18 protein-coding genes and 1 tRNA gene are annotated in these 17,247 nt (G+C 69.5%); 9 read left to right on the top strand and 10 right to left on the bottom strand.

Translation table 11 applies throughout. The annotated features are described in order from the left end of the window. Positions 1–2: 2 nt before the first annotated feature. Complete coding sequence (locus CLV71_RS40300) at positions 3–1,595, bottom strand: sensor histidine kinase (RefSeq protein WP_243867247.1); 1,593 nt, start codon at positions 1,593–1,595, stop codon at positions 3–5. Between the two features lie 363 nt (positions 1,596–1,958). Here CLV71_RS40300 and CLV71_RS48940 point away from each other — a divergent pair, with 363 nt between their 5' ends. Continuing rightward, the gene (locus CLV71_RS48940) at positions 1,959–2,357 is read left to right on the top strand and encodes a pyridoxamine 5'-phosphate oxidase family protein (RefSeq protein ID WP_208297980.1); all 399 of its coding nucleotides are present in this window, start codon (positions 1,959–1,961) and stop codon (positions 2,355–2,357) included. Here the strand turns inward: CLV71_RS48940 and CLV71_RS40290 are convergent. Next, entirely contained in the window at positions 2,346–2,870 is a 525-nt protein-coding gene (locus CLV71_RS40290) for a TetR/AcrR family transcriptional regulator (protein WP_341771711.1), read from the bottom strand. The genes CLV71_RS48940 and CLV71_RS40290 overlap by 12 nt on opposite strands. 60 nt (positions 2,871–2,930) lie before the next feature. On the opposite strand from CLV71_RS40290, the gene CLV71_RS40285 reads away from it, so the two are divergent. Both CLV71_RS40285 and CLV71_RS40280 read left to right on the top strand, forming a co-directional pair. Next, a complete protein-coding gene (locus tag CLV71_RS40285) occupies positions 2,931–3,365 on the top strand; it encodes a nuclear transport factor 2 family protein (RefSeq protein ID WP_208297979.1) in 435 nt (144 codons plus the stop codon). Positions 3,366–3,390: 25 nt separating this feature from the next. Continuing rightward, on the top strand, positions 3,391–4,368 hold the full coding sequence (locus CLV71_RS40280; RefSeq protein ID WP_133908190.1) for an aldo/keto reductase: 978 nt from the start codon (positions 3,391–3,393) through the stop codon (positions 4,366–4,368). Between the two features lie 8 nt (positions 4,369–4,376). Here the strand turns inward: CLV71_RS40280 and CLV71_RS40275 are convergent, their stop codons facing one another. Both CLV71_RS40275 and CLV71_RS40270 read right to left on the bottom strand, forming a co-directional pair. Next, entirely contained in the window at positions 4,377–4,814 is a 438-nt protein-coding gene (locus tag CLV71_RS40275; protein WP_133908189.1) for an RpiB/LacA/LacB family sugar-phosphate isomerase, read from the bottom strand. Positions 4,815–4,823: 9 nt separating this feature from the next. Then, on the bottom strand, positions 4,824–5,312 hold the full coding sequence (locus tag CLV71_RS40270) for a GNAT family N-acetyltransferase (RefSeq protein ID WP_133908188.1): 489 nt from the start codon (positions 5,310–5,312) through the stop codon (positions 4,824–4,826). Positions 5,313–5,403: 91 nt separating this feature from the next. On the opposite strand from CLV71_RS40270, the gene CLV71_RS40265 reads away from it, so the two are divergent. Beyond that, positions 5,404–5,784: an SSI family serine proteinase inhibitor gene (locus CLV71_RS40265; protein WP_133908187.1), complete on the top strand. Its 381-nt coding sequence runs from the start codon at positions 5,404–5,406 to the stop codon at positions 5,782–5,784. Here the strand turns inward: CLV71_RS40265 and CLV71_RS40260 are convergent. Then, positions 5,781–6,929, bottom strand: coding sequence for an AMP-binding protein (locus tag CLV71_RS40260; RefSeq protein ID WP_133908186.1), 1,149 nt, complete (start codon positions 6,927–6,929; stop codon positions 5,781–5,783). The two genes, CLV71_RS40265 and CLV71_RS40260, sit on opposite strands and share 4 nt — an antisense overlap. Before the next feature lie 113 nt (positions 6,930–7,042). Next, the gene (locus tag CLV71_RS40255; protein WP_243867246.1) at positions 7,043–7,540 is read right to left on the bottom strand and encodes a metallophosphoesterase family protein; all 498 of its coding nucleotides are present in this window, start codon (positions 7,538–7,540) and stop codon (positions 7,043–7,045) included. Positions 7,541–7,564: 24 nt separating this feature from the next. On the opposite strand from CLV71_RS40255, the gene CLV71_RS40250 reads away from it, so the two are divergent. Further along, positions 7,565–7,900, top strand: a complete 336-nt coding sequence (locus CLV71_RS40250) for an ArsR/SmtB family transcription factor (protein WP_133908185.1) — start codon at positions 7,565–7,567, stop codon at positions 7,898–7,900. On the opposite strand, the gene CLV71_RS40245 is transcribed toward CLV71_RS40250, so the two are convergent. The 4 genes from CLV71_RS40245 to CLV71_RS40225 all read right to left on the bottom strand — a co-directional run bounded on the left by CLV71_RS40245 (position 7,897) and on the right by CLV71_RS40225 (position 12,039). Then, positions 7,897–9,165, bottom strand: coding sequence for a cytochrome P450 (locus CLV71_RS40245; RefSeq protein ID WP_208297978.1), 1,269 nt, complete (start codon positions 9,163–9,165; stop codon positions 7,897–7,899). The two genes, CLV71_RS40250 and CLV71_RS40245, sit on opposite strands and share 4 nt — an antisense overlap. A gap of 340 nt (positions 9,166–9,505) precedes the next feature. Next, a complete protein-coding gene (locus CLV71_RS40240; protein WP_133908184.1) occupies positions 9,506–10,696 on the bottom strand; it encodes an RNA polymerase sigma factor in 1,191 nt (396 codons plus the stop codon). 7 nt (positions 10,697–10,703) lie between these two features. Further along, a complete protein-coding gene (locus tag CLV71_RS40235) occupies positions 10,704–11,069 on the bottom strand; it encodes a YciI family protein (protein ID WP_133908183.1) in 366 nt (121 codons plus the stop codon). A gap of 897 nt (positions 11,070–11,966) precedes the next feature. Next, positions 11,967–12,039 (bottom strand) — tRNA-Thr (locus CLV71_RS40225). A gap of 93 nt (positions 12,040–12,132) precedes the next feature. Here CLV71_RS40225 and CLV71_RS40220 point away from each other — a divergent pair. The 4 genes from CLV71_RS40220 (at position 12,133) to otsB (ending at position 17,207) form a co-directional block, all read left to right on the top strand. Next, on the top strand, positions 12,133–12,549 hold the full coding sequence (locus tag CLV71_RS40220) for an OsmC family protein (RefSeq protein WP_133908181.1): 417 nt from the start codon (positions 12,133–12,135) through the stop codon (positions 12,547–12,549). Between the two features lie 83 nt (positions 12,550–12,632). Beyond that, a complete protein-coding gene (locus CLV71_RS40215; protein WP_133908180.1) occupies positions 12,633–13,001 on the top strand; it encodes a hypothetical protein in 369 nt (122 codons plus the stop codon). Between the two features lie 95 nt (positions 13,002–13,096). After that, positions 13,097–14,545 carry an alpha,alpha-trehalose-phosphate synthase (UDP-forming) gene (locus tag CLV71_RS40210; RefSeq protein ID WP_166664457.1) on the top strand — a complete coding sequence of 483 codons (1,449 nt, stop codon included), beginning with the start codon at positions 13,097–13,099 and terminating at the stop codon, positions 14,543–14,545. Between the two features lie 133 nt (positions 14,546–14,678). Beyond that, entirely contained in the window at positions 14,679–17,207 is a 2,529-nt protein-coding gene (gene otsB, locus CLV71_RS40205) for a trehalose-phosphatase (protein WP_133908179.1), read from the top strand. Positions 17,208–17,247: the final 40 nt, after the last annotated feature.

Here is a 17,247-nt window from a genome sequence, read left to right as displayed (position 1 = left end):
CGCTACGCCTTCGCCAGTGGCGCTCGCCACGTCAGGCGGGTGCCACCCTCCGGCCCCGGCACCACGACGGCCATCCCGCCGCACTTGGCCGCCCGGCGCTCCACCCCGAGCAGCCCGCTGCGCGCCACTCCGGACGGCATGCCGACCCCGTCGTCGACGACGTCGATGATCAGGTCCGCGCCCGCCTCGACCGTGACCACGATGGAGCCGGCGTGGGAGTGGCGGATCGCGTTGCTCACGGCCTCGCGCAACACCGCCGTCGCGTGGGCGGCCAGCTCGTCCGGGACGAGCGTGTCCACCGCGCCGGAGATCCGCACCGACGGCTGCGGCACCTCGGCGCCCGTCGACAGCTCCTCCACGATGTCCAGCATCCGCCGCCGCAGGCTGTCCGCGCCGTCGGAACCGGTCGTGTGCAGGTCGAAGATCGAGGTCCGGATCTCCCGGACCGTCTCGTCCAGCTGCTCGACCGCGCGGCTCACCCGCCTGCGCACGCCGGGGTCGCCGATCCGCCGGACGGTCCCCTGCAGGCTCATGCCCGTCGCGAACAGCCGCTGGATCACGTGGTCGTGCAGGTCACCGGCGATGCGGTCGCGGTCGGCGAGCACGTCCAGCTGCCGCTGTGCCCGGTGCTTCTCGGCCAGCTCCAGCGCGAAGGCGGCCTGGTCCGCGAACGACGCGAGCAGCGGCACGTACTCGCGCGCGAACCGCGCGCCACCGCGTGCCCGCACGGCCAGCAGCACGCCACTCACGACGTTGCCCGCCCGCAGCGGTACGGCGACCGCGGGCCCGAACTCCGGGCCGGGGCTCCGCCAGCTCGACGGCACCAGTGACGACAGGTCGGGGATCAGCTCCGCGCCCCGCATCTCGAACATGCCTGCCACCGGCGGCCCGCCAGCGGGCACCGTGAAGCCGATCAGCTCCGCACCGCCCTCGCCCGCGGCCGCACGGATCGCCACCTCCTCGGGCGGCACCTCGCCGTCCGACAGCAGGATCAGCGCGCAGTCCGCCTTCGATAGCTCCATCGCCCGCCGCGCGATCAGCGTCAGCGCGTCCTGGCTCGACCCCCCGCCGAGCAGGTGCGAGTTGACCTCGCGCGACGCCTCCATGAACCGCTCACGCAGGCGTGACTCCTCGAAGAGCCGTGCGTTCTCCACGGCGACGCCCGCCGCGGCCGCGAGGCCCTTGAGGACGATGTCGTCGTCCTCGGTGAAGTGACCGCCGCCACGCTTCTCGGTCAGGTACAGGTTGCCGAACAGCTCGCCGCGAACCCGGATCGGCGCGCCGAGCACGCTCGTCGGCACGACCTCCTGCGTCTCACGCAGGGGGTGCGGGTTCTCGATGAGGACGCCGAGCCGCCGGTCGTCGACGCCGACGTACACGAACTCGGTCAGCAGCTCCTGCTCGTCGGGGCCCACCACGCCGAGCGCGCCGTACCTGGCGTCGACCAGCTCGACCGCGATCCGCACGATCCGGTTGAGCGTGCCCTCGAGCTCCAGTCCGGCACCGACCGCGACCACGGCGTCCAGCAGACCCTGGAGGCGGTCGCGGGACTTCTCGTTGTCGCCGAGTCTCGACCGGAGGTCTCCAACGGGCACGCCGGAGGAACTCGTGCTGTTGGGCTCAGGTGGCATGGCAACCCCGGACTGTCCATCGGATCGGCAAACGGGCTATCGGTCGTATCCGACCATGCGTTACTCGCTGTGTTTCCAGCATCCTCCGCATGGGGGATGCCACCTGCGCGATCTCGCCGACGCACACGGAACCAGTCCACAAGGAACACTCACCGTGGTCAGTACGGCGTCGCCGGTGGCAGGCGCACTGTAAGCGCTCTGGCGAACGGCGGCATCCCATCAGGGTCGAAAGTCCCTGCGAGCATAAGGTTCTTGGGCCCTTGCGCGGTGAGGCCGACTGCCGGATGCTCACCCCTTTGGGTGAGTCTCTCAGGGAGGTGGACCGGGTTGGGTGGCTTGCCTCGGCGTCTGGCCGAGCTGACGCGCCCGGAGTCGCTGCGGCTGCTCGGGAGCGCTCCCTTCGGTCGGATCGTCTACACCATCCGCGCCCTGCCCGCGATCGTGCCGGTCCGCCACCTGGTGGACAACGACATGATCGTCATCCGCACCCACGTCGGTGCGGACTGCGCCGGCGCGGTGGTCGCCTTCCAGGCCGACGACATCGACCCGGTGGCGGAGAGCGGCTGGTCGGTGACGGTCACGGGCGTCGCGCGGCGGGTGGTGGCCCCGGACGAGACGGCCCACTACGAGTCGGTGCTCGCGCCGTTCGTGGACATGCCGAACGTCGAGGTCCTGCGCATCTACCCGGAGCTGGTGGAAGGCTACGAGCTGGTCTCAGCGACGTAGCCCGGCGAAGATCACCTCCAGCGTCCTGGCGCGGAGGTCCGGCGACCACCGCAGCGCGCCCTGCCCGGCCGCGGCGAGCAGGGCGAGGATCTCGTCGAGCTGGACACCGTCCCGGACCAGCCCTTCTTCCCTCGCCCTGACCAGCAGCGCGGCGACGGCGTCCCCCAGCGACCCGACGGCACCGGCGACCTCGACGTCCACGCCGTGCCCGGCGAGCAGCTCGACGACGAACCTCTTCTCGGCCGCCGCCTCGACCACCCGTCGGAAGAAGGCGAACAAGTCGTCGTGCGCCGCCGCGTCGGCCAGCTCGGCGAGCAGGTCCTTCAGGATGGCGCCGAGCAGGTCCTGCTTGGTCGGGAAGTGCCGGAACACGGTGCCGATGGCGACACCGGCGGCCGAGGCGACCTCCTCGGTGGACGCGACGGCCCCCCGTACCGCGAAGACCTCCTCGGCCGCGGCGAGGATCCGCGCCCGGTTACGTCGGGCATCCGCCCGCAGAGGCTTACTTGACAAGATGAGTCCTCACTCATGATGCTGTCAACCGGAGTCAGCACTCACCTTAGAGGAGCAACCGTGAAGACAGCCCGTGACGTGTTCGAGAACTTCCGCGACTTCGCACTCGGCGGGGACGGTCAGGAGCTGTGGGCGCCGGACGTGGTGTTCGAGATGCCGTTCGCGGCAGGCGGGCCGCGACGCACCCAGGGCAGGGACGACTTCCTGGCGAAGACGAAGACGAGCCGCGAGACGCTGCCGGTCCGCTTCGAGGACCTGCGCAACGTCGTCGTCCACGACACGACCGACCCGAACAAGATCATCGTCGAGTACGAGCTGGTCGGCACCGTCCTGACGACGGGAAAGCGGGAGTCCGCCCTGTTCATCGCGGTGATGGAGATCCGCGACGGCCTGGTCACGCTGTGGCGGGAGTACCAGAACACCCTCGCCATGGCCCAGGCGCTGGGCCGGCTCCCGGAGCTGGACACCGACTTCATGGCGCGGCAGCCGTCCTGATCCCGCGCCCCATAGGGTCTGGGGCATGGAGTACACGAGGCTGGGTTCGTCGGGGCTGAAGGTCTCTCGGGTCTGCCTCGGCATGATGAGCTACGGCGACAGGAACAGGCGGGCCTGGTTCCTCTCCGAGGAGGAGGCCGAGCCGATCGTGCGGCGCGCGGTCGAGTTCGGCGTGAACTTCTTCGACACGGCGGACATGTACTCCAACGGCATGACCGAGGAGATCACCGGACGGCTGCTGGCCCGCCTGTTCCCCCGCCGCGACGACTACGTGCTCGCCACGAAGGTGTACTTCCCGATGGGTGACGGCCCGAACGACCGGGGGCTGTCACGCAAGCACATCATGTCCGCGATCGACGGGTCGCTGCGCAGGCTCGGCACGGACTACGTCGACCTCTACCAGACGCACCGCTGGGACGGCGAGACGCCGGTCGAGGAGACCCTCGCCGCGTTCGACGACCTCGTGCGTGCCGGCAAGGTGCGCTACCTCGGCGTGTCGACCATGCCCGCGTGGCTGCTGTCGAAGGCGCAGTACACCGCGGAGCTGCGGGGGCTGACGAAGTTCGTGTCGATGCAGAACCACTACAACCTGCTGTACCGCGAGGAGGAGCGGGAGATGGTCCCGCTCTGCCTCGACCAGGGCATGGGGTTGATCCCGTGGAGCCCGCTGGCACGCGGCATGCTGGCGGGCACCCGCCACAGGGACGGCTCCCGCGACACGACCCGCGGCGGCAGCGACGCGCTCGCCGACGCGCTGTACTCCGACCAGGACTTCGACGTGGTCGACGCGGTCGTGTCGGTCGCCGCCGAGCGCGGGCTGCCGCCCGCACAGGTGTCGCTCGCGTGGTTGTCGGGCAGGCCGGCCGTGACCGCGCCGATCGTGGGTGCCACGAAGCTCGACCACATCGAGGACGCGGTGGCCGCGACCGGGGTGACCCTGTCCGAGGAGGAGATCGCGCTGCTGGAGGCGCCGTACCGCCCGCACGAGGCGATGCGCGGCTGACCCGTCGGTCAGGCGATCTCGTCGACGTGCGTGATGTTCGCCCTGTCCGCCGGGTCGGTGCTCGCTTCGGCCGCGAACCAGCCGTCCAGGATCTCGGTGAGGAGCGGCGTGCTGGTCAGGCGCAGGGACAGGGCGAGCACGTTCGCGTCGTTCCAGCGGCGAGCGCCCCTGGCCGTCTCGGCGTCGGTGCACAGGGCCGCTCGGACCCCCGGCACCTTGTTCGCCGCGATCGACGCACCGGTGCCCGTCCAGCAGCAGACGACGGCCTGGTCCGCCGCGCCCTCGGCGACCGCCCTGGCCGCCTGTTCACTCGCCCACGCCCAGTCGGGCCGATCAGCCGGGTTCAGTGCGCCGTGCAGCACGGGCTCGTGGCCACGGGTGCGTAGTTCCTCGACCACCGCAGCCGCAACGCCGACCAGCTCGTCCGCCGATACCGCGATCCTCATGCCCCGAGGCTAGAGGCGGCGGAACATGATGTGCAGCCCCACATAGCCCTTCGTCGCGTGCAGGAAGCCCTCCGGCAGCGTCGCCATGATCTCGAAGCCCAGCGACTGCCACAGCTTCACCGCCACCGTGTTGGTCGCCACCACCGCATTGAACTGCATGGCCCGGAAGCCGTCCGCGCGGGCCGTGGCGATGACGTGCTCGCCAAGTGCCCTGCCGACGCCCTTTCCCGCATGGGCAGGGGAGACCATGAAGCTCGCGGTCGCGATGTGCGCGGCCGGTCCCTGGTGGTTCGGGCCCATCTTCGCCGTACCCAGGACCGTGTCGCCCTCGACCGCGACGACTGTTCGGTTCGGCAGCGCAGCCGCCATCCACATCTCCCGCGCGGCTTCCTCCGTCACGTCCCTCGGCCACGTGTAGGTCTCACCCGCTCCGACGATCCCTCTGAGGAACGGCCAGATCCGTGGCCAGTCGGCCTGGGAGGCGGCTCTGATCTCCATACCCGCCGAGGGTAGTCGGGCGGTGACACGATCGGGCGTTACCCGTGAGTTGGGCTCCCTTCCGCTCGCCGAAAGGTCCAATGTGGAGGCCATGAAGCTCTCCCGGATCGGCGGCATGGGCCTGGTTCTCTTCCTCCCGTTCCTGTTTTCCGGTGTTGCCAGTGCAAGCCCCGACACCACGCTGACACTCACGGTCCAGACCGGCAAGGAACTGAAGAGTGTCGAGCTGTTCTGTTCGCCTTTCGGCGGTTCGCATCCGGATGCCGAACACGCCTGCAAAGAGCTTGGTGAGGCGCGAGGAAACCTCGACGCCCTGCCCGGTCTCTCGGGGACGACCACCTGCACCATGGAGTACAGCCCCGTCACCGCGAAGGCCGAAGGCACCTGGGACGGCGAGGCCGTCGCGTGGACACACGAATTCGGCAACTCCTGCAACCTTTACACCGCCACCGGAACGGTGTTCTCGTTCTAACGAGTGAGCAGGACGTTCTGCGGCTCGGTCAGGCACAGCGCGCCATCGCGCAGAATGCCGTACTGCCCGGTGCGGAGATAGTTGTCTGTCGAGCCGTGAAGCCGCGCACAGAACGTCCGTTCACTCTCTCCCGGCCGGCCCAGGTATCCGACCGCCACATTTGGGCCGGCCACCCACACCTCTCCCGCAGTGCCGTCCTGGCACCGGGTCGCGGTCACGGGGTCGACGACAGCCAGGTCGGTACCGGCAATCGCCGGTCCCAGGCTCAGCAGGCCGACCTCACGCGACCCGTGGGTCTGCCGACCGAAGGCCTCCGTGTGCAGACCCCGACGGCCCGTCACGAGGGCCGTCGCCTCGGGCTGCCAGTGGGCGGGGAAGAGTGACTCACGGCGAAAACCCTGTGGTGCCAACAGGTTCGCGAAACGGTCCAGTGTCTCCGGACCGGCCGCGGCAACCGCCGTGTCCCAGTGCGACAGGTCCAGATCGGACGGCGCGGCGTGCCAGGCGTAGGCGCGGTCGGGTGCGAAACTGATGGCCGCCCGGCGCAGGGAGACCATCCGCAGCCACTCGCCCGGCGTGGTGTCCGATGGCAGGAGCGTGACGCGGGCCCCCGTGAGCAGCGGCGCCAGCACGCCACCCACCAGCCCGAGTTCACCGTACGGCGGCAGGTAGCTGACAACGCTCGTGTTCTCGGTCATGCCCAGGTGCGCGACCAGCTGCGACGCGGACGCGGTCAGGTTGGCGTGCGACACCATCACACCGCGGACCGGACCCGACGACGCGTACTGCAGCAACGCCACGGTGTCGGGCCCGATGTCGGGCCTGACCCAGTCCCGGGGATCGCCGTCCAGGTCGGACAGCGTGGGGACACCCGTCAGCGGCAGGCCGATGGCCGCGGCCGGGCGGGCGTCGTCGACGATCTCGGTCAGGCGGCGGCCGTACCGAGGTGGCGCCGGGACGGCGACCACCCCGGCACAGAAGCACCCCAGCAGGGTGGCCACGTAGTCGGCGCCAGGGGGCAGCAGCACCAGCACCCGGTGTCCGGTCAGGCCGCGCCGCGTCAGCGCCACCGCCACCGCCCTCGCCCGTGCGCCGACGGTCGGCCGCACGCCGGCCAGGTCGACGAAGGCCGTTGTCCCTCTCATGCAAGAACCTCTCCATGCTCGAGTTCCGCTCGATCAGGACATCGTGCGGTGCTCGAACGGCGCTCAAGAGAAGGTGAAGAGAAGACGAGAAGTGGGCAAGCGGAACTTGAGCCTCAGGTAACCGGGATGATGCGGCTGGCGAGGAGCCGACCGTCCTCGATGTCGAGCTCGCCGATCGTGCCGTGGGGCTGCCTGCGGCGGTCGGTGGGCGAACCCGGGTTGAAGATGTGCAGACCGGCCTCCGTCAGGTCCATGGGAATGTGAGAGTGGCCATACACGACAAGATCCGCTTCGGGGAAGAGCCGCCGCATCCGAGCGCCGCGACCGTCCTTCTGACCACTGTCGTGGATCATGCCGACCTTCAGTCCCGCGAGGTCCAGCTCCACCGTCCCCGGCGCGCCCCAGGCGACCACGTCCGGGCCGTCGTTGTTGCCCGCGACCACGTGGACCTGGGCGAACTCCGCCAGCTCCGTCAGCACCTCCGGCACGCACACGTCACCGGCGTGGAGGATCACGTCGGCCTTCGCCAGGTGCTCGGCAACCCTGGGCGGGCAGGACTTCCAGCGGCGTGGCGCGTGGGTGTCGGCCAGCACGACCACTCTCAATTTCACCCTCCCCTTATATAGGATGTCGGCGTGCACGCGTTCGACGTCATCGCCGACCCCGTCCGACGGAGGATCCTCGAGCTGCTCGCCGACGGTGAGCGGGCAGCGGGTGAGGTGTCGTCCGTGGTGCAGGACGAGTTCGGCATTACCCAGCCCGCGGTCTCGCAACACCTCAAGGTGCTGCGCGAGAACGGGTTCGCGCGAGTGCGTGCCGTGGGCACGCGACGGCTCTACGCCGTGGCACCGGAGCCGCTCCGGGAGGCCGACCTGTGGCTGTCACACTTCCGCCGGTTCTGGACGCCGCACCTCGACGCCCTCGCCACGGAACTGGCCCGCGGCAAGCGGGAACGACGCCTGGAAAGCTAACCGAGCACCACGGGTAAGGCCTCTAAGCCGTAGACGATCGAAACCTTCCGGTAGGTGAGGTCGTCCGTGGCCAGGCGCATCTCCGGGAAGCGGCGCAGCAGTGCGGGGTACGCCGCGCGCAGCTCCATGCGGGCCAGCTCCGCACCGATGCAGCGGTGCACGCCGTAGCCGAAGGCCAGGTGGGACGTCGGGGCGCGACGCGGGTCGACCCTGTCCAGGTCCTCGCCGATGGCCGGGTCCCGGTCGGCGCCGGAAAGGGAGACGATCACCACGTCACCCTTGCTGATCCGGACCCCGGCGACCTCGGTGTCCTCGCGGGCGAACCGGGGGAAGGCGACCTGCACGACCGTCAGGTAGCGCAGGACCTCCTCGACGAAGCCGTGGATCGCGGCGTCGTCGTCGTGGACGAGCTTGAACGCGTCGCGGTCCTGGAGCAGCACCAGGGCGCCGAGGGCGAGCATGCTCGCGGTCGTCTCGAAGCCGCCGGTGAGGACGCCGTCGGCGAGGCCGGCCAGCTCCTGGTCGCTGACCTCGTCGCCGTGCTCCTTGATGATCATGCCGAGCAGTCCGTCGCCGGGCTCGGCGCGTTGCTTCTTGACGACGTCGGTCAGGTAGGCCAGGGACTCCGAGATGGCGCCGAGCGACGCGGTCGCGCCTCCGAACAGGTCGAAGCGGGCCATGGACAGGCGCTGGAAGTCGTCACGGTCGTCGTACGGGACCCCGAGCAGCTCGCAGATCACCAGGCTCGGGATCGGGAGCGCGAAGTACTCGACCAGGTCGACCGGCCCCTCCGCGGCGGCCATCGCGTCGAGCTGCTGGTCGATGATGGCCTTGATGCCCGGTGTGAGGCGCGACAGGCGGCGCATGGTGAACTCCGGCGTCAGGAGCTTGCGCAACCTCGTGTGCTCCGGCGGGTCCGCGAACCCGAGACCGCCGGGGCTGTGGCTCTCGGACGCGCCGTGCTGACCGACCAGGTTGGCGAAGTCGTTGCTGTAGGCCTTCGCGTTGCTGAGAACGGCCTTCGACTCCTCGTAGCCGGTGACGAGCCACACGTTCACCCCGAACGGGATCTCCAGCTTGCTGACCGGCTTCGACACCCGGATCTCGGCGAGCTCCGGCACCGGGTCGAGTGCGTCGCGCTTGAGTGGCAGCAGTGCCGAGTCGGGCAGGAGCGCCATTCTCGACAGGTCGAACCCCTTTTTGGACGCACGCGCCAGGTACCAGCGCGTTGCCCAGGTCATGAACCTCGAACGCATGCTTGCCATGACCAAACCCCCTTACTGAGTAACCGGTCGCGAGAGTAGCCGCCCAGGTGGCGGTTCGATCCGGACGGCCCGAGTGGTAAACGGACTGTCACCTTGAGTTTTTCGCCGTGGTGCCCGGTGGTCGTCACGAGCCGACGAGCCGCACGCGCCCCTGACGGCCCGGCTCTCGCGGTATATTTTTCACAGGTTTGTGAACCCCGCGACCGGCCCGGTACGGGCGACGGTCCGGACGAACGTCCACGACGTGGGGAAACTCCTGCACTACCGCTCTGGTTCGTGATCTCCATGACATCGACGGTAGGCGGGATTTCGACGCCTCACATTGAGGTAGACCCCAGTTTTACCCTGAGGTTTTCCGTAACAGGTACTCCCGCTCCGGCAGGCTGAACGTCCGTTTCGCCGCTTTGCGGTAGTGCTCGCGTGCCTGTTCGTGCTCGCCGGCCATGTCGAGGAGGTGGGCGCGGACGGCGTCGAGGCGGTAGTGGCCCGCCATCCGCCTGTCCTCGTCGAGCGACGCGAGCAGCGCGAGGCCGGCAGGCGCGCCGTGGACCATGGCCGTCGCGATGGCGCGGTTCAGCGTGACCATCGGGTTCGGCGCCATGCGGTCGAGGATCTTGTACAGGACGAGGATCTGCGCCCAGTCGGTGTCCCCGGTGCTCGGGGACTCGTCGTGGATGGCGGCGATCGCGGCCTGCAGCTGGTAGGGGCCGGGCGGGGACACGGCCAGTGTGCGGCTGACGAGGGCCACACCTTCTTCTATACGTGCGCGGTCCCAGCGGGTGCGGTCCTGCTCCTCGAGCGGGACCAGGGCGCCTGTCTCGGTCGTGCGGGTGGCGCGGCGAGCGTCGGTGAGCAGCATCAACGCGAGCAGGCCGGCGACCTCGCCTTCCTCCGGCATGAGGGTGTGGACCTCCCTGGTGAGGCGTATCGCCTCCTCGGTCAGTTCGACGCGCTGCAGGTCGGGGCCCGAGGTCGTGTTGTAGCCCTCGTTGAAGACCAGGTACAGGACGTGCAGGACGGCGGGCAGGCGCTCGGGCCCCGACGGGAAGCCGTGGCCCTTGATCTTCTGCTTCGCACGGCTGATGCGCTGGGCCATCGTCGGCTCCGGCACCAGGAAGGCGCTCGCGATCTCCGCGGTGGTGAGGCCGCCGACGGCACGCAGCGTGAGCGCGACCTGGGACGGCGCGGGCAGCTCGGGGTGGCAGCACATGAACAGCAGCTCGAGCGTGTCGTCGACGTGGCGGTTCAGGTCCTCGTCGGGTTCCGGCTCGGTGGAGACCGTCAGCTCGCGCCGCCTGCGGGCCGCCTCGCTGCGCCACTGGTCGGTGAGCCGACGGCCCGCGACGGTGACGAGCCAGCCGAGGGGCTCGCCGGGCACACCGTCGGCAGGCCACTGGAGCGACGCCGCGAGCAACGCCTCCTGCACGGCGTCCTCACAGGCGTCGAACTGCCCGTGTCTGCGGACGAGTGTGCCGAGGACCCGCGGCGCCAGCCGACGCAGCAGGTCCTCGACCTCACGGGCTTCCGTCATCGCGGACTCACAGATCGGCACCGGCCGAGAACATGACGGGCCGGATCTCGATGGCGAGCCCCTTGATTCTGGTGTCCGGGATGAGCTGGGCGAGCTCGACCGCACGCTCGTCGCTCTCGCAGTCGATCAGGTAGAACCCGCCCATGAACTCCTTGGCCTCGAGAAACGGCCCGTCGGTCACCGCGGGGGTGCTGCCCCCGTGCACGACCTTGCTGTTGGTGGGATCGGCCAGCGCCTGGGTGAGGATGAACTCCCCCGACTCCTGGATGGCCTCCATGAAGGCACCGTGGCCTGCCCCGATCTCGTCCCGCTCCTCGTCGGTGAGCGCTTCGAGGACGCTGGGGTTGACCTGCATGATCAGGAGATACTTCACGCGCTGCTCCTTGTGTCGGGCGCCCGTTCCGGCGCGGTTCGACAGGGAGTCGGAGCCGCCGCCGGGGTCTCGACATCTGCCGCCGAGAAATCTAGGCGAACACGGAACGGGACGGGGCGAGCACACGCCGTGCCCGCACCGCCACGATCGGAGACCGAGATGACCTCGTTCATCGCGGCGACGGTCTTCGGCCCGACAATGCGACTCGGACTGATTCCGGCACGCACCTGGAAATCACGCACCACAGCCCGGAGCACGGGTGCGTAAGAGTCGTTGTGGTCGTCGAAGAGGTGGCTGTCGTCAGCGTAGGGGAAGATTCGCTGGAGCATGTCGAGAAGCGCGGAAACCTTTCCTGGCTGTGCTCACCCGGCTGCAGCGTGAAGGTGGGCTGGTAACCGAGGGTGCCACCGGTGCTCGTCGTCGACTTCCGGCCGACAAGCGCCTGCCACCCCTCAACGCGCAACGCCAGCTGCAGTGCAAGCACATGCTGCCCCTGGTCACCATAGTTGACTGCGGCCGCTGCCCCCGCGAGCGCAGCAGACGTCTCGCTGGTGCCCTCGCAGTCCACAGCAGGCACCACAGCCACCACTGACCACAGCAGTCATCCCACCAGTAAGGAAAGCGAGCACAACAGCAGAAAGCACGAACGTCTTGGTCACGAAACACAACGAAAGGAGAAAAGAGGAAGGAAGAGCGAACACGAAGCGGAAGCGCGGAAGCGCGGAAGCGCGGAAGCGCGGAAGCGCGGAAGCGCGGAAGCGCGGAAGCGCGGACGCAAACGAAACCACGCCGGGTCAGCACCAACCGCACCGTGGGGGGCGCGGGGGGCTCGGCCCCCCGGTACAACGCGAAACCCAACGGCGAGCGCCCTCCGCGAGCAGGGTGCACCCAGGGTTGAGCCGGCAAGGGGACTCGAACCCCAAACCTGCTGTTTACAAGACAGCTGCTCTGCCAATTGAGCTATGCCGGCGTGACTCGTGGGGAGTCGGGACCATCCTAGGGCACGGCTACTCCAGGCGGCGGTGTGTCGGCTGTGGGGGAATCGTGTAGCTACGGTGGCGGCATGACGGACTCCAGCTTCCGGTCGGTGCGGATCGACCGTGTGTCGACGGGGAAGTACGTGGTGCACAACGAGCGTGGCGGCACGTTGCCGGTGGGTGGTGACGACTTCACCCCGGTTGAGCTGCTGCTCGCCGCGATCGGCGCGTGTACGTCCATCGACACGGACACCGTGACGAGCCGGCGTGCCGAGCCGACCCGGTTCACGGTGACCGTGAGCGGCGACAAGGTGTCGGACAGGGAGGAGGGCAACCGCATGACGAATCTGGCGGTGACCTTCGACGTGGAGTTCCCGGAGGGTCCGGCGGGCGACGAGGCACGCACGCTCCTGCCGAGGACGGTGCGGCTCTCGCACGACCGGCTGTGCACGGTCAGTCGCACGGTGGAGTTGGGCACCGAGGTCCGTACCACGATCGCGTGAAACTGCGTGTGAAACTTCGTACCGGTGGTGGGTGAGCGTCCCTAGCCTCGTCCGCAGGATCAACCACGCACGGCTGGGGACGCATGACTCGCACCAAGGTGCTGAAACCACTGGCGGCCTCGTTCGCCCTCACGAAGTCCGCGGGCGGGTTGACCGTGTACTGGAGCGGGGAGTGGCGGGACAGGTACGGACTGGCCCCGGTCTACGTGAACCTGCTGGCACCGTCGACGGGCAGGCTCGCGGTCGCGCGTTTCGAGTTCAAGCACCGCAACGAGAGCGGCACGGGCTACGACACCGCGCGTTCGGACGTCGTCGCCAGGATGCCGAGGCACGAACCCGCCACGCACCTGGACATCGAGACCGCGAGGCCGCTGTGGGCGGTGCGGGTGGTCTTCCGCCGGGACGAGGCGCCCGCCTGGCACACGAAGTGGATCTACAACCCGTATTTCTGAGCCATCCGTGTGTTGCCGGGCACCTTCGACCACCCATAACCGCGAATTGTTGACTAATCTCAGAAGCCGACTCTTATCGAGGAGGCACGCTCGGCGTGAGCACCGAGATCAGCAACAGTGGCGGGGCGGATTTCATCGTCGTGGCGAACCGGCTGCCGGTCGACCTCGAACGGCTGCCGGACGGCACCGAACGGTGGAAACACAGCCCTGGTGGGCTGGTCAGCGCCCTGCAGCCCTTCCTGCAGCGCAACAGCGGGGCGTGGGTCGGCTGGCCGGGCGTCGCGGACGTGGAGGTCGACAAGTTCGCCGAGGACGGCATCTGGCTGCACCCGGTGATGCTGACCTCCGACGAGGTGCGCCTCTACTACGAGGGCTTCTCCAACGGCACCCTCTGGCCGCTGTACCACGACGTCGTGGCCTCGCCCGTGTTCGACCGGGAATGGTGGAACTCCTACGTCAAGGTCAACCAGCGGTTCGCGGACGCCGTGGCGCAGATCGCGGCCGACGGCGCCATCGTGTGGGTGCAGGACTACCAGCTGCAACTGGTGCCTGCCATGCTGCGCGAGCAGCGGCCCGACCTGCGGATCGGCTTCTTCCTGCACATCCCGTTCCCGCCGACGGAGCTGTTCATGCAGCTGCCGTGGCGGCGCGAGATCATCCAGGGCCTGCTCGGCGCGGACCTGATCGGCTTCCACCGGCCGGGTGGCGCGCAGAACTACCTGTGGCTGGTGCGCAGGCTGATCGGTCTGGAGCCGAGCCGCGGCGCGGTGGGCGTGCGGACGAGGCCGGGTGTGGTCCAGGTCGGCGACCGCAGTGTGCGGGTCGGCGCGTTCCCCATCTCGATCGACGCGAGCGGCCTGGACACGCTGTCCCGCAGCCGCGATGTCATCCAGCGGACCAGACAGATCAGATCGGACCTCGGCAACCCCCGCAAGATCATCCTGGGCGTCGACCGGCTCGACTACACCAAGGGCATCGACGTCCGCCTCTACGCGCTCCAGGAGCTGCTGTCCGAGGGGCGGATCGACCCGACCGAGGTCGTCATGGTGCAGCTCGCCACGCCGAGCCGTGAGCGGGTCGAGCACTACCAGCGGATGCGTGGCGAGATCGAGCAGGTAGTGAGCCGCATCAACGGCGAGTTCGGCCGGGTCGGCCACCCGGTGGTGCACTACCTGCACCAGTCGATCAACCGCAAGGAGCTGGCCGCGTTCTTCTCGGCGGCGGACGTCATGCTCGTCACACCGGTCCGCGACGGCATGAACCTCGTCTGCAAGGAGTACGTGGCGTGCCGGCACGACCTGGGCGGGGCGCTCGTGCTGTCGGAGTTCGCGGGCGCGGCGGCCGAGCTGACGAGTGCGTTCCTGGTCAACCCGCACGACCTGGACGGGGTGAAGAACGCCATGGAGTCCGCGCTGGAGGTGGACCCCGCCGAGGGCAGGCGCCGGATGCGGGCGCTGCGCCGCCAGGTGCTCACCCATGACGTCGACCGCTGGGCCAGGTCCTTCCTGGACGCGCTCCAGCCGTCATCGGAACTGCTCAGCTGAGTGTTCACCGGCCACTCTCGGACAGGACGAGTAGCGGCCTCGGACGGGCGATACAGTTCCGCTCTGCCATCGTGTGCCAGCCTTTGAAATCGCACACAACCCGCCCGCCAGAGAGTCGAAGACGACCGTGACCATGACCGCTGAGGCGCTGCCTGCTGAGCTGCGCAGGGCCATTGTCCAGATCGCGCGCACGCCGCGTCTCCTGGTTGCCTGCGACTACGACGGCACGCTCGCGCCGATCGTCGAGAACCCGGACCAGGCTCGGCCCATGACCGAGTCGGTCGGGGCACTGCGCTCGCTCGCCGCACTGCACGAGACCACCACCGCCGTGATCTCCGGGCGCGCACTGCGTGACCTGGCCACTCTGTCCCGGTTGCCTGCCGAGGTCCACCTCGTCGGCAGCCACGGGTCGGAGTTCGACATCGGCTTCGTGCACGCCCTCGACGCCCAGGCCAGGGGCCTGCACCGGCGTCTGGAGACCGAGCTGGAGCGGATCACCGACGGCGCCGACGGCGTCCAGCTGGAGATCAAGCCTGCCAGCATCGCCGTGCACACCCGCCGCGCCGAGGCCGCCGTCGCCGACCAGGTCAACACCGCGGTCCGCGAGGGGCCGTGCACGTGGGACGGCGTGCAGATCACCGAGGGCAAGGCCGTCATCGAGCTCGCCGTCGTGCAGACGGACAAGGGCCGCGCGCTCGACACGCTGCGCCACCAGCTCGGCGCGACCGCCGCGGTGTTCCTCGGCGACGACGTCACCGACGAGAAGGCGTTCGCCCGCCTGTCCGGCCCGGACCTCGGTGTGAAGGTCGGCGACGGCGAGACGCTCGCCGGGTTCCGCATCGCCGACCCGGTGCAGGTCGGCATGGTGCTGGCGTTCCTGCTGGAGGAGCGCCGCACCTGGCTCTACGGCGAGCAGGCCCCGCCGATCGAGCGGCTGACGATGCTCGCCAGCGAGCGGTCGATCGCGCTGCTCACCCCGGACGCGCGCCTGACCTGGCTGTGCCACCCGGAGCCGGACTCGGCCGCGGTGTTCGCCGACCTGCTCGGCGGCCCGTCGGCGGGCCACTTCTCGATCAGGCCGGAGCGGGGCGGTCTGCCGCTTGGCCAGCGCTACCTGCCGGGCACGATGACCGTCGAGACCCGCTGGTCCGGGCTGCTGGTCACCGACTACCTCGACCACTACGCCAACGCGCACCGCACCGACCTGGTGCGGGTCATCTCCGGCAACACGCCGTTCGTGGTCGAGTTCGCGCCGCGGCCGGAGTTCGCGCAGGTGCAGGTCCGGCTGATCCCGTCGGCCGACGGGCTGCGGGTGCTCGGTACCTCGGACCCGGTCGTGCTGCGGGCCCCGGGCGTCCAGTGGGAGATCTCCTCCGACGGCATGCACGACACGGCACGCGCGGTGGTGCGGCCGTCGCAGGACCAGCCGGTTGTGATGGAGCTGCGGTGCGGCACCAACGACCTCACCCGACACGAGGTCGACGAGTCGGAGCGCGCCGCGCGGTCGGCGCGGTACTGGAGCGAGTGGCTCGACGGCCTCTCGCTGCCGCAGGTCGAGAAGGACCTGGTCGCGCGGTCCGCGCTGACCCTGCGGGGCCTGTGCCACGACGACACCGGCGCGATCATGGCCGCCGCGACGACGTCGCTGCCCGAGGAGGTCGGCGGCGTCCGCAACTGGGACTACCGCTACTGCTGGCTGCGTGACGGCGCGATGACCGCGAAGGCGCTGGTGTCGGTCGGCTCGATCAGCGAGGCGGAGAAGTTCCTCGGCTGGCTGCACGGTGTCCTGGCCACGCTGCCCGGCCCCGAGCTGCTGCACCCGCTGTACACGATCGCGGGCACGACGCTGCCCGCCGAGGCCGTGATCGACACCCTGCCCGGTTACGCGGGCTCGCGGCCGGTGCGTGTCGGCAACCTCGCCAACCAGCAGGTGCAGCTGGACGTGTTCGGACCGGTGGTCGACCTCGTCACGGCACTGTCCGAGGCCAGGGGCAAGCTCACCGACGACGACTGGCGCATGGTGTGCGCGATGGCCGAGGCCGTGGCGCGGCGCTGGCACGAGCCGGACCACGGCATCTGGGAGGAGCGGCACCGGCCGCGCCACCACGTGTACTCGAAGGTCATGTGCTGGCTGACGATCGACCGCGCGGTCAAGCTGGCCGAGACCTACGGCCGCGAGGTCGAGCCGACGTGGCCGGGGCTGCGGGACACGATCGCCGAGGACGTCCTGACCAAGGGCTGGAACGACGAGGTCCAGTCGTTCACGACCGCCTACGACGGGACCGACCTCGACGCGGCGACCCTGCTGATCGGCATGGTCGGCCTGCTCGACCCGAGTGACGAGCGGTTCCACGCGACGGTGACGGCGACGGAGGCCGAGCTGCGCAGCGGGTCGACGGTGTACCGCTACCACCGCGACGACGGCCTGCCCGGCGACGAGGGCGGCTTCCACATCTGCGCCGCGTGGATGATCGAGGCGTACCTGCTGACCGGCCGCCGTCCGGAGGCGGAGGACCTGTTCGCGCAGATCGTCGACGCCGCGGGGCCGACCGGGCTGCTGCCGGAGGAGTACGACCCGATCGCGGAGCGCTCGCTGGGCAACCACCCGCAGGCGTACTCACACCTCGGCCTGATCAGGTGCGCGCAGCTGTTGTCGCGGTGAACGTCTGACTCGTCCTCGGGCAACACCTGATGTGAGGACG

Source organism: Actinophytocola oryzae (genome assembly GCF_004364325.1).
GTDB lineage: Bacteria > Actinomycetota > Actinomycetes > Mycobacteriales > Pseudonocardiaceae > Actinophytocola > Actinophytocola oryzae.
This window is presented reverse-complemented; position numbering and strand designations above follow the sequence as displayed.

What these genes read in the sequence shown, in the direction of transcription:
- CLV71_RS40275 (WP_133908189.1), bottom strand. Translation starts at nt 4,814, where the DNA reads ATGAGGATCGCGGTATCGGCGGACGAGCTGGTCGGCGTTGCGGCTGCG.
- CLV71_RS40270 (WP_133908188.1), bottom strand. Translation starts at nt 5,312, where the DNA reads ATGGAGATCAGAGCCGCCTCCCAGGCCGACTGGCCACGGATCTGGCCG.
- CLV71_RS40245 (WP_208297978.1), bottom strand. Translation starts at nt 9,165, where the DNA reads ATGGCAAGCATGCGTTCGAGGTTCATGACCTGGGCAACGCGCTGGTAC.
- CLV71_RS40280 (WP_133908190.1), top strand. Translation starts at nt 3,391, where the DNA reads ATGGAGTACACGAGGCTGGGTTCGTCGGGGCTGAAGGTCTCTCGGGTC.
- otsB (WP_133908179.1), top strand. Translation starts at nt 14,679, where the DNA reads ATGACCGCTGAGGCGCTGCCTGCTGAGCTGCGCAGGGCCATTGTCCAG.
- CLV71_RS40265 (WP_133908187.1), top strand. Translation starts at nt 5,404, where the DNA reads ATGAAGCTCTCCCGGATCGGCGGCATGGGCCTGGTTCTCTTCCTCCCG.
- CLV71_RS40220 (WP_133908181.1), top strand. Translation starts at nt 12,133, where the DNA reads ATGACGGACTCCAGCTTCCGGTCGGTGCGGATCGACCGTGTGTCGACG.
- CLV71_RS40215 (WP_133908180.1), top strand. Translation starts at nt 12,633, where the DNA reads ATGACTCGCACCAAGGTGCTGAAACCACTGGCGGCCTCGTTCGCCCTC.
- CLV71_RS40240 (WP_133908184.1), bottom strand. Translation starts at nt 10,696, where the DNA reads ATGACGGAAGCCCGTGAGGTCGAGGACCTGCTGCGTCGGCTGGCGCCG.
- CLV71_RS40260 (WP_133908186.1), bottom strand. Translation starts at nt 6,929, where the DNA reads ATGAGAGGGACAACGGCCTTCGTCGACCTGGCCGGCGTGCGGCCGACC.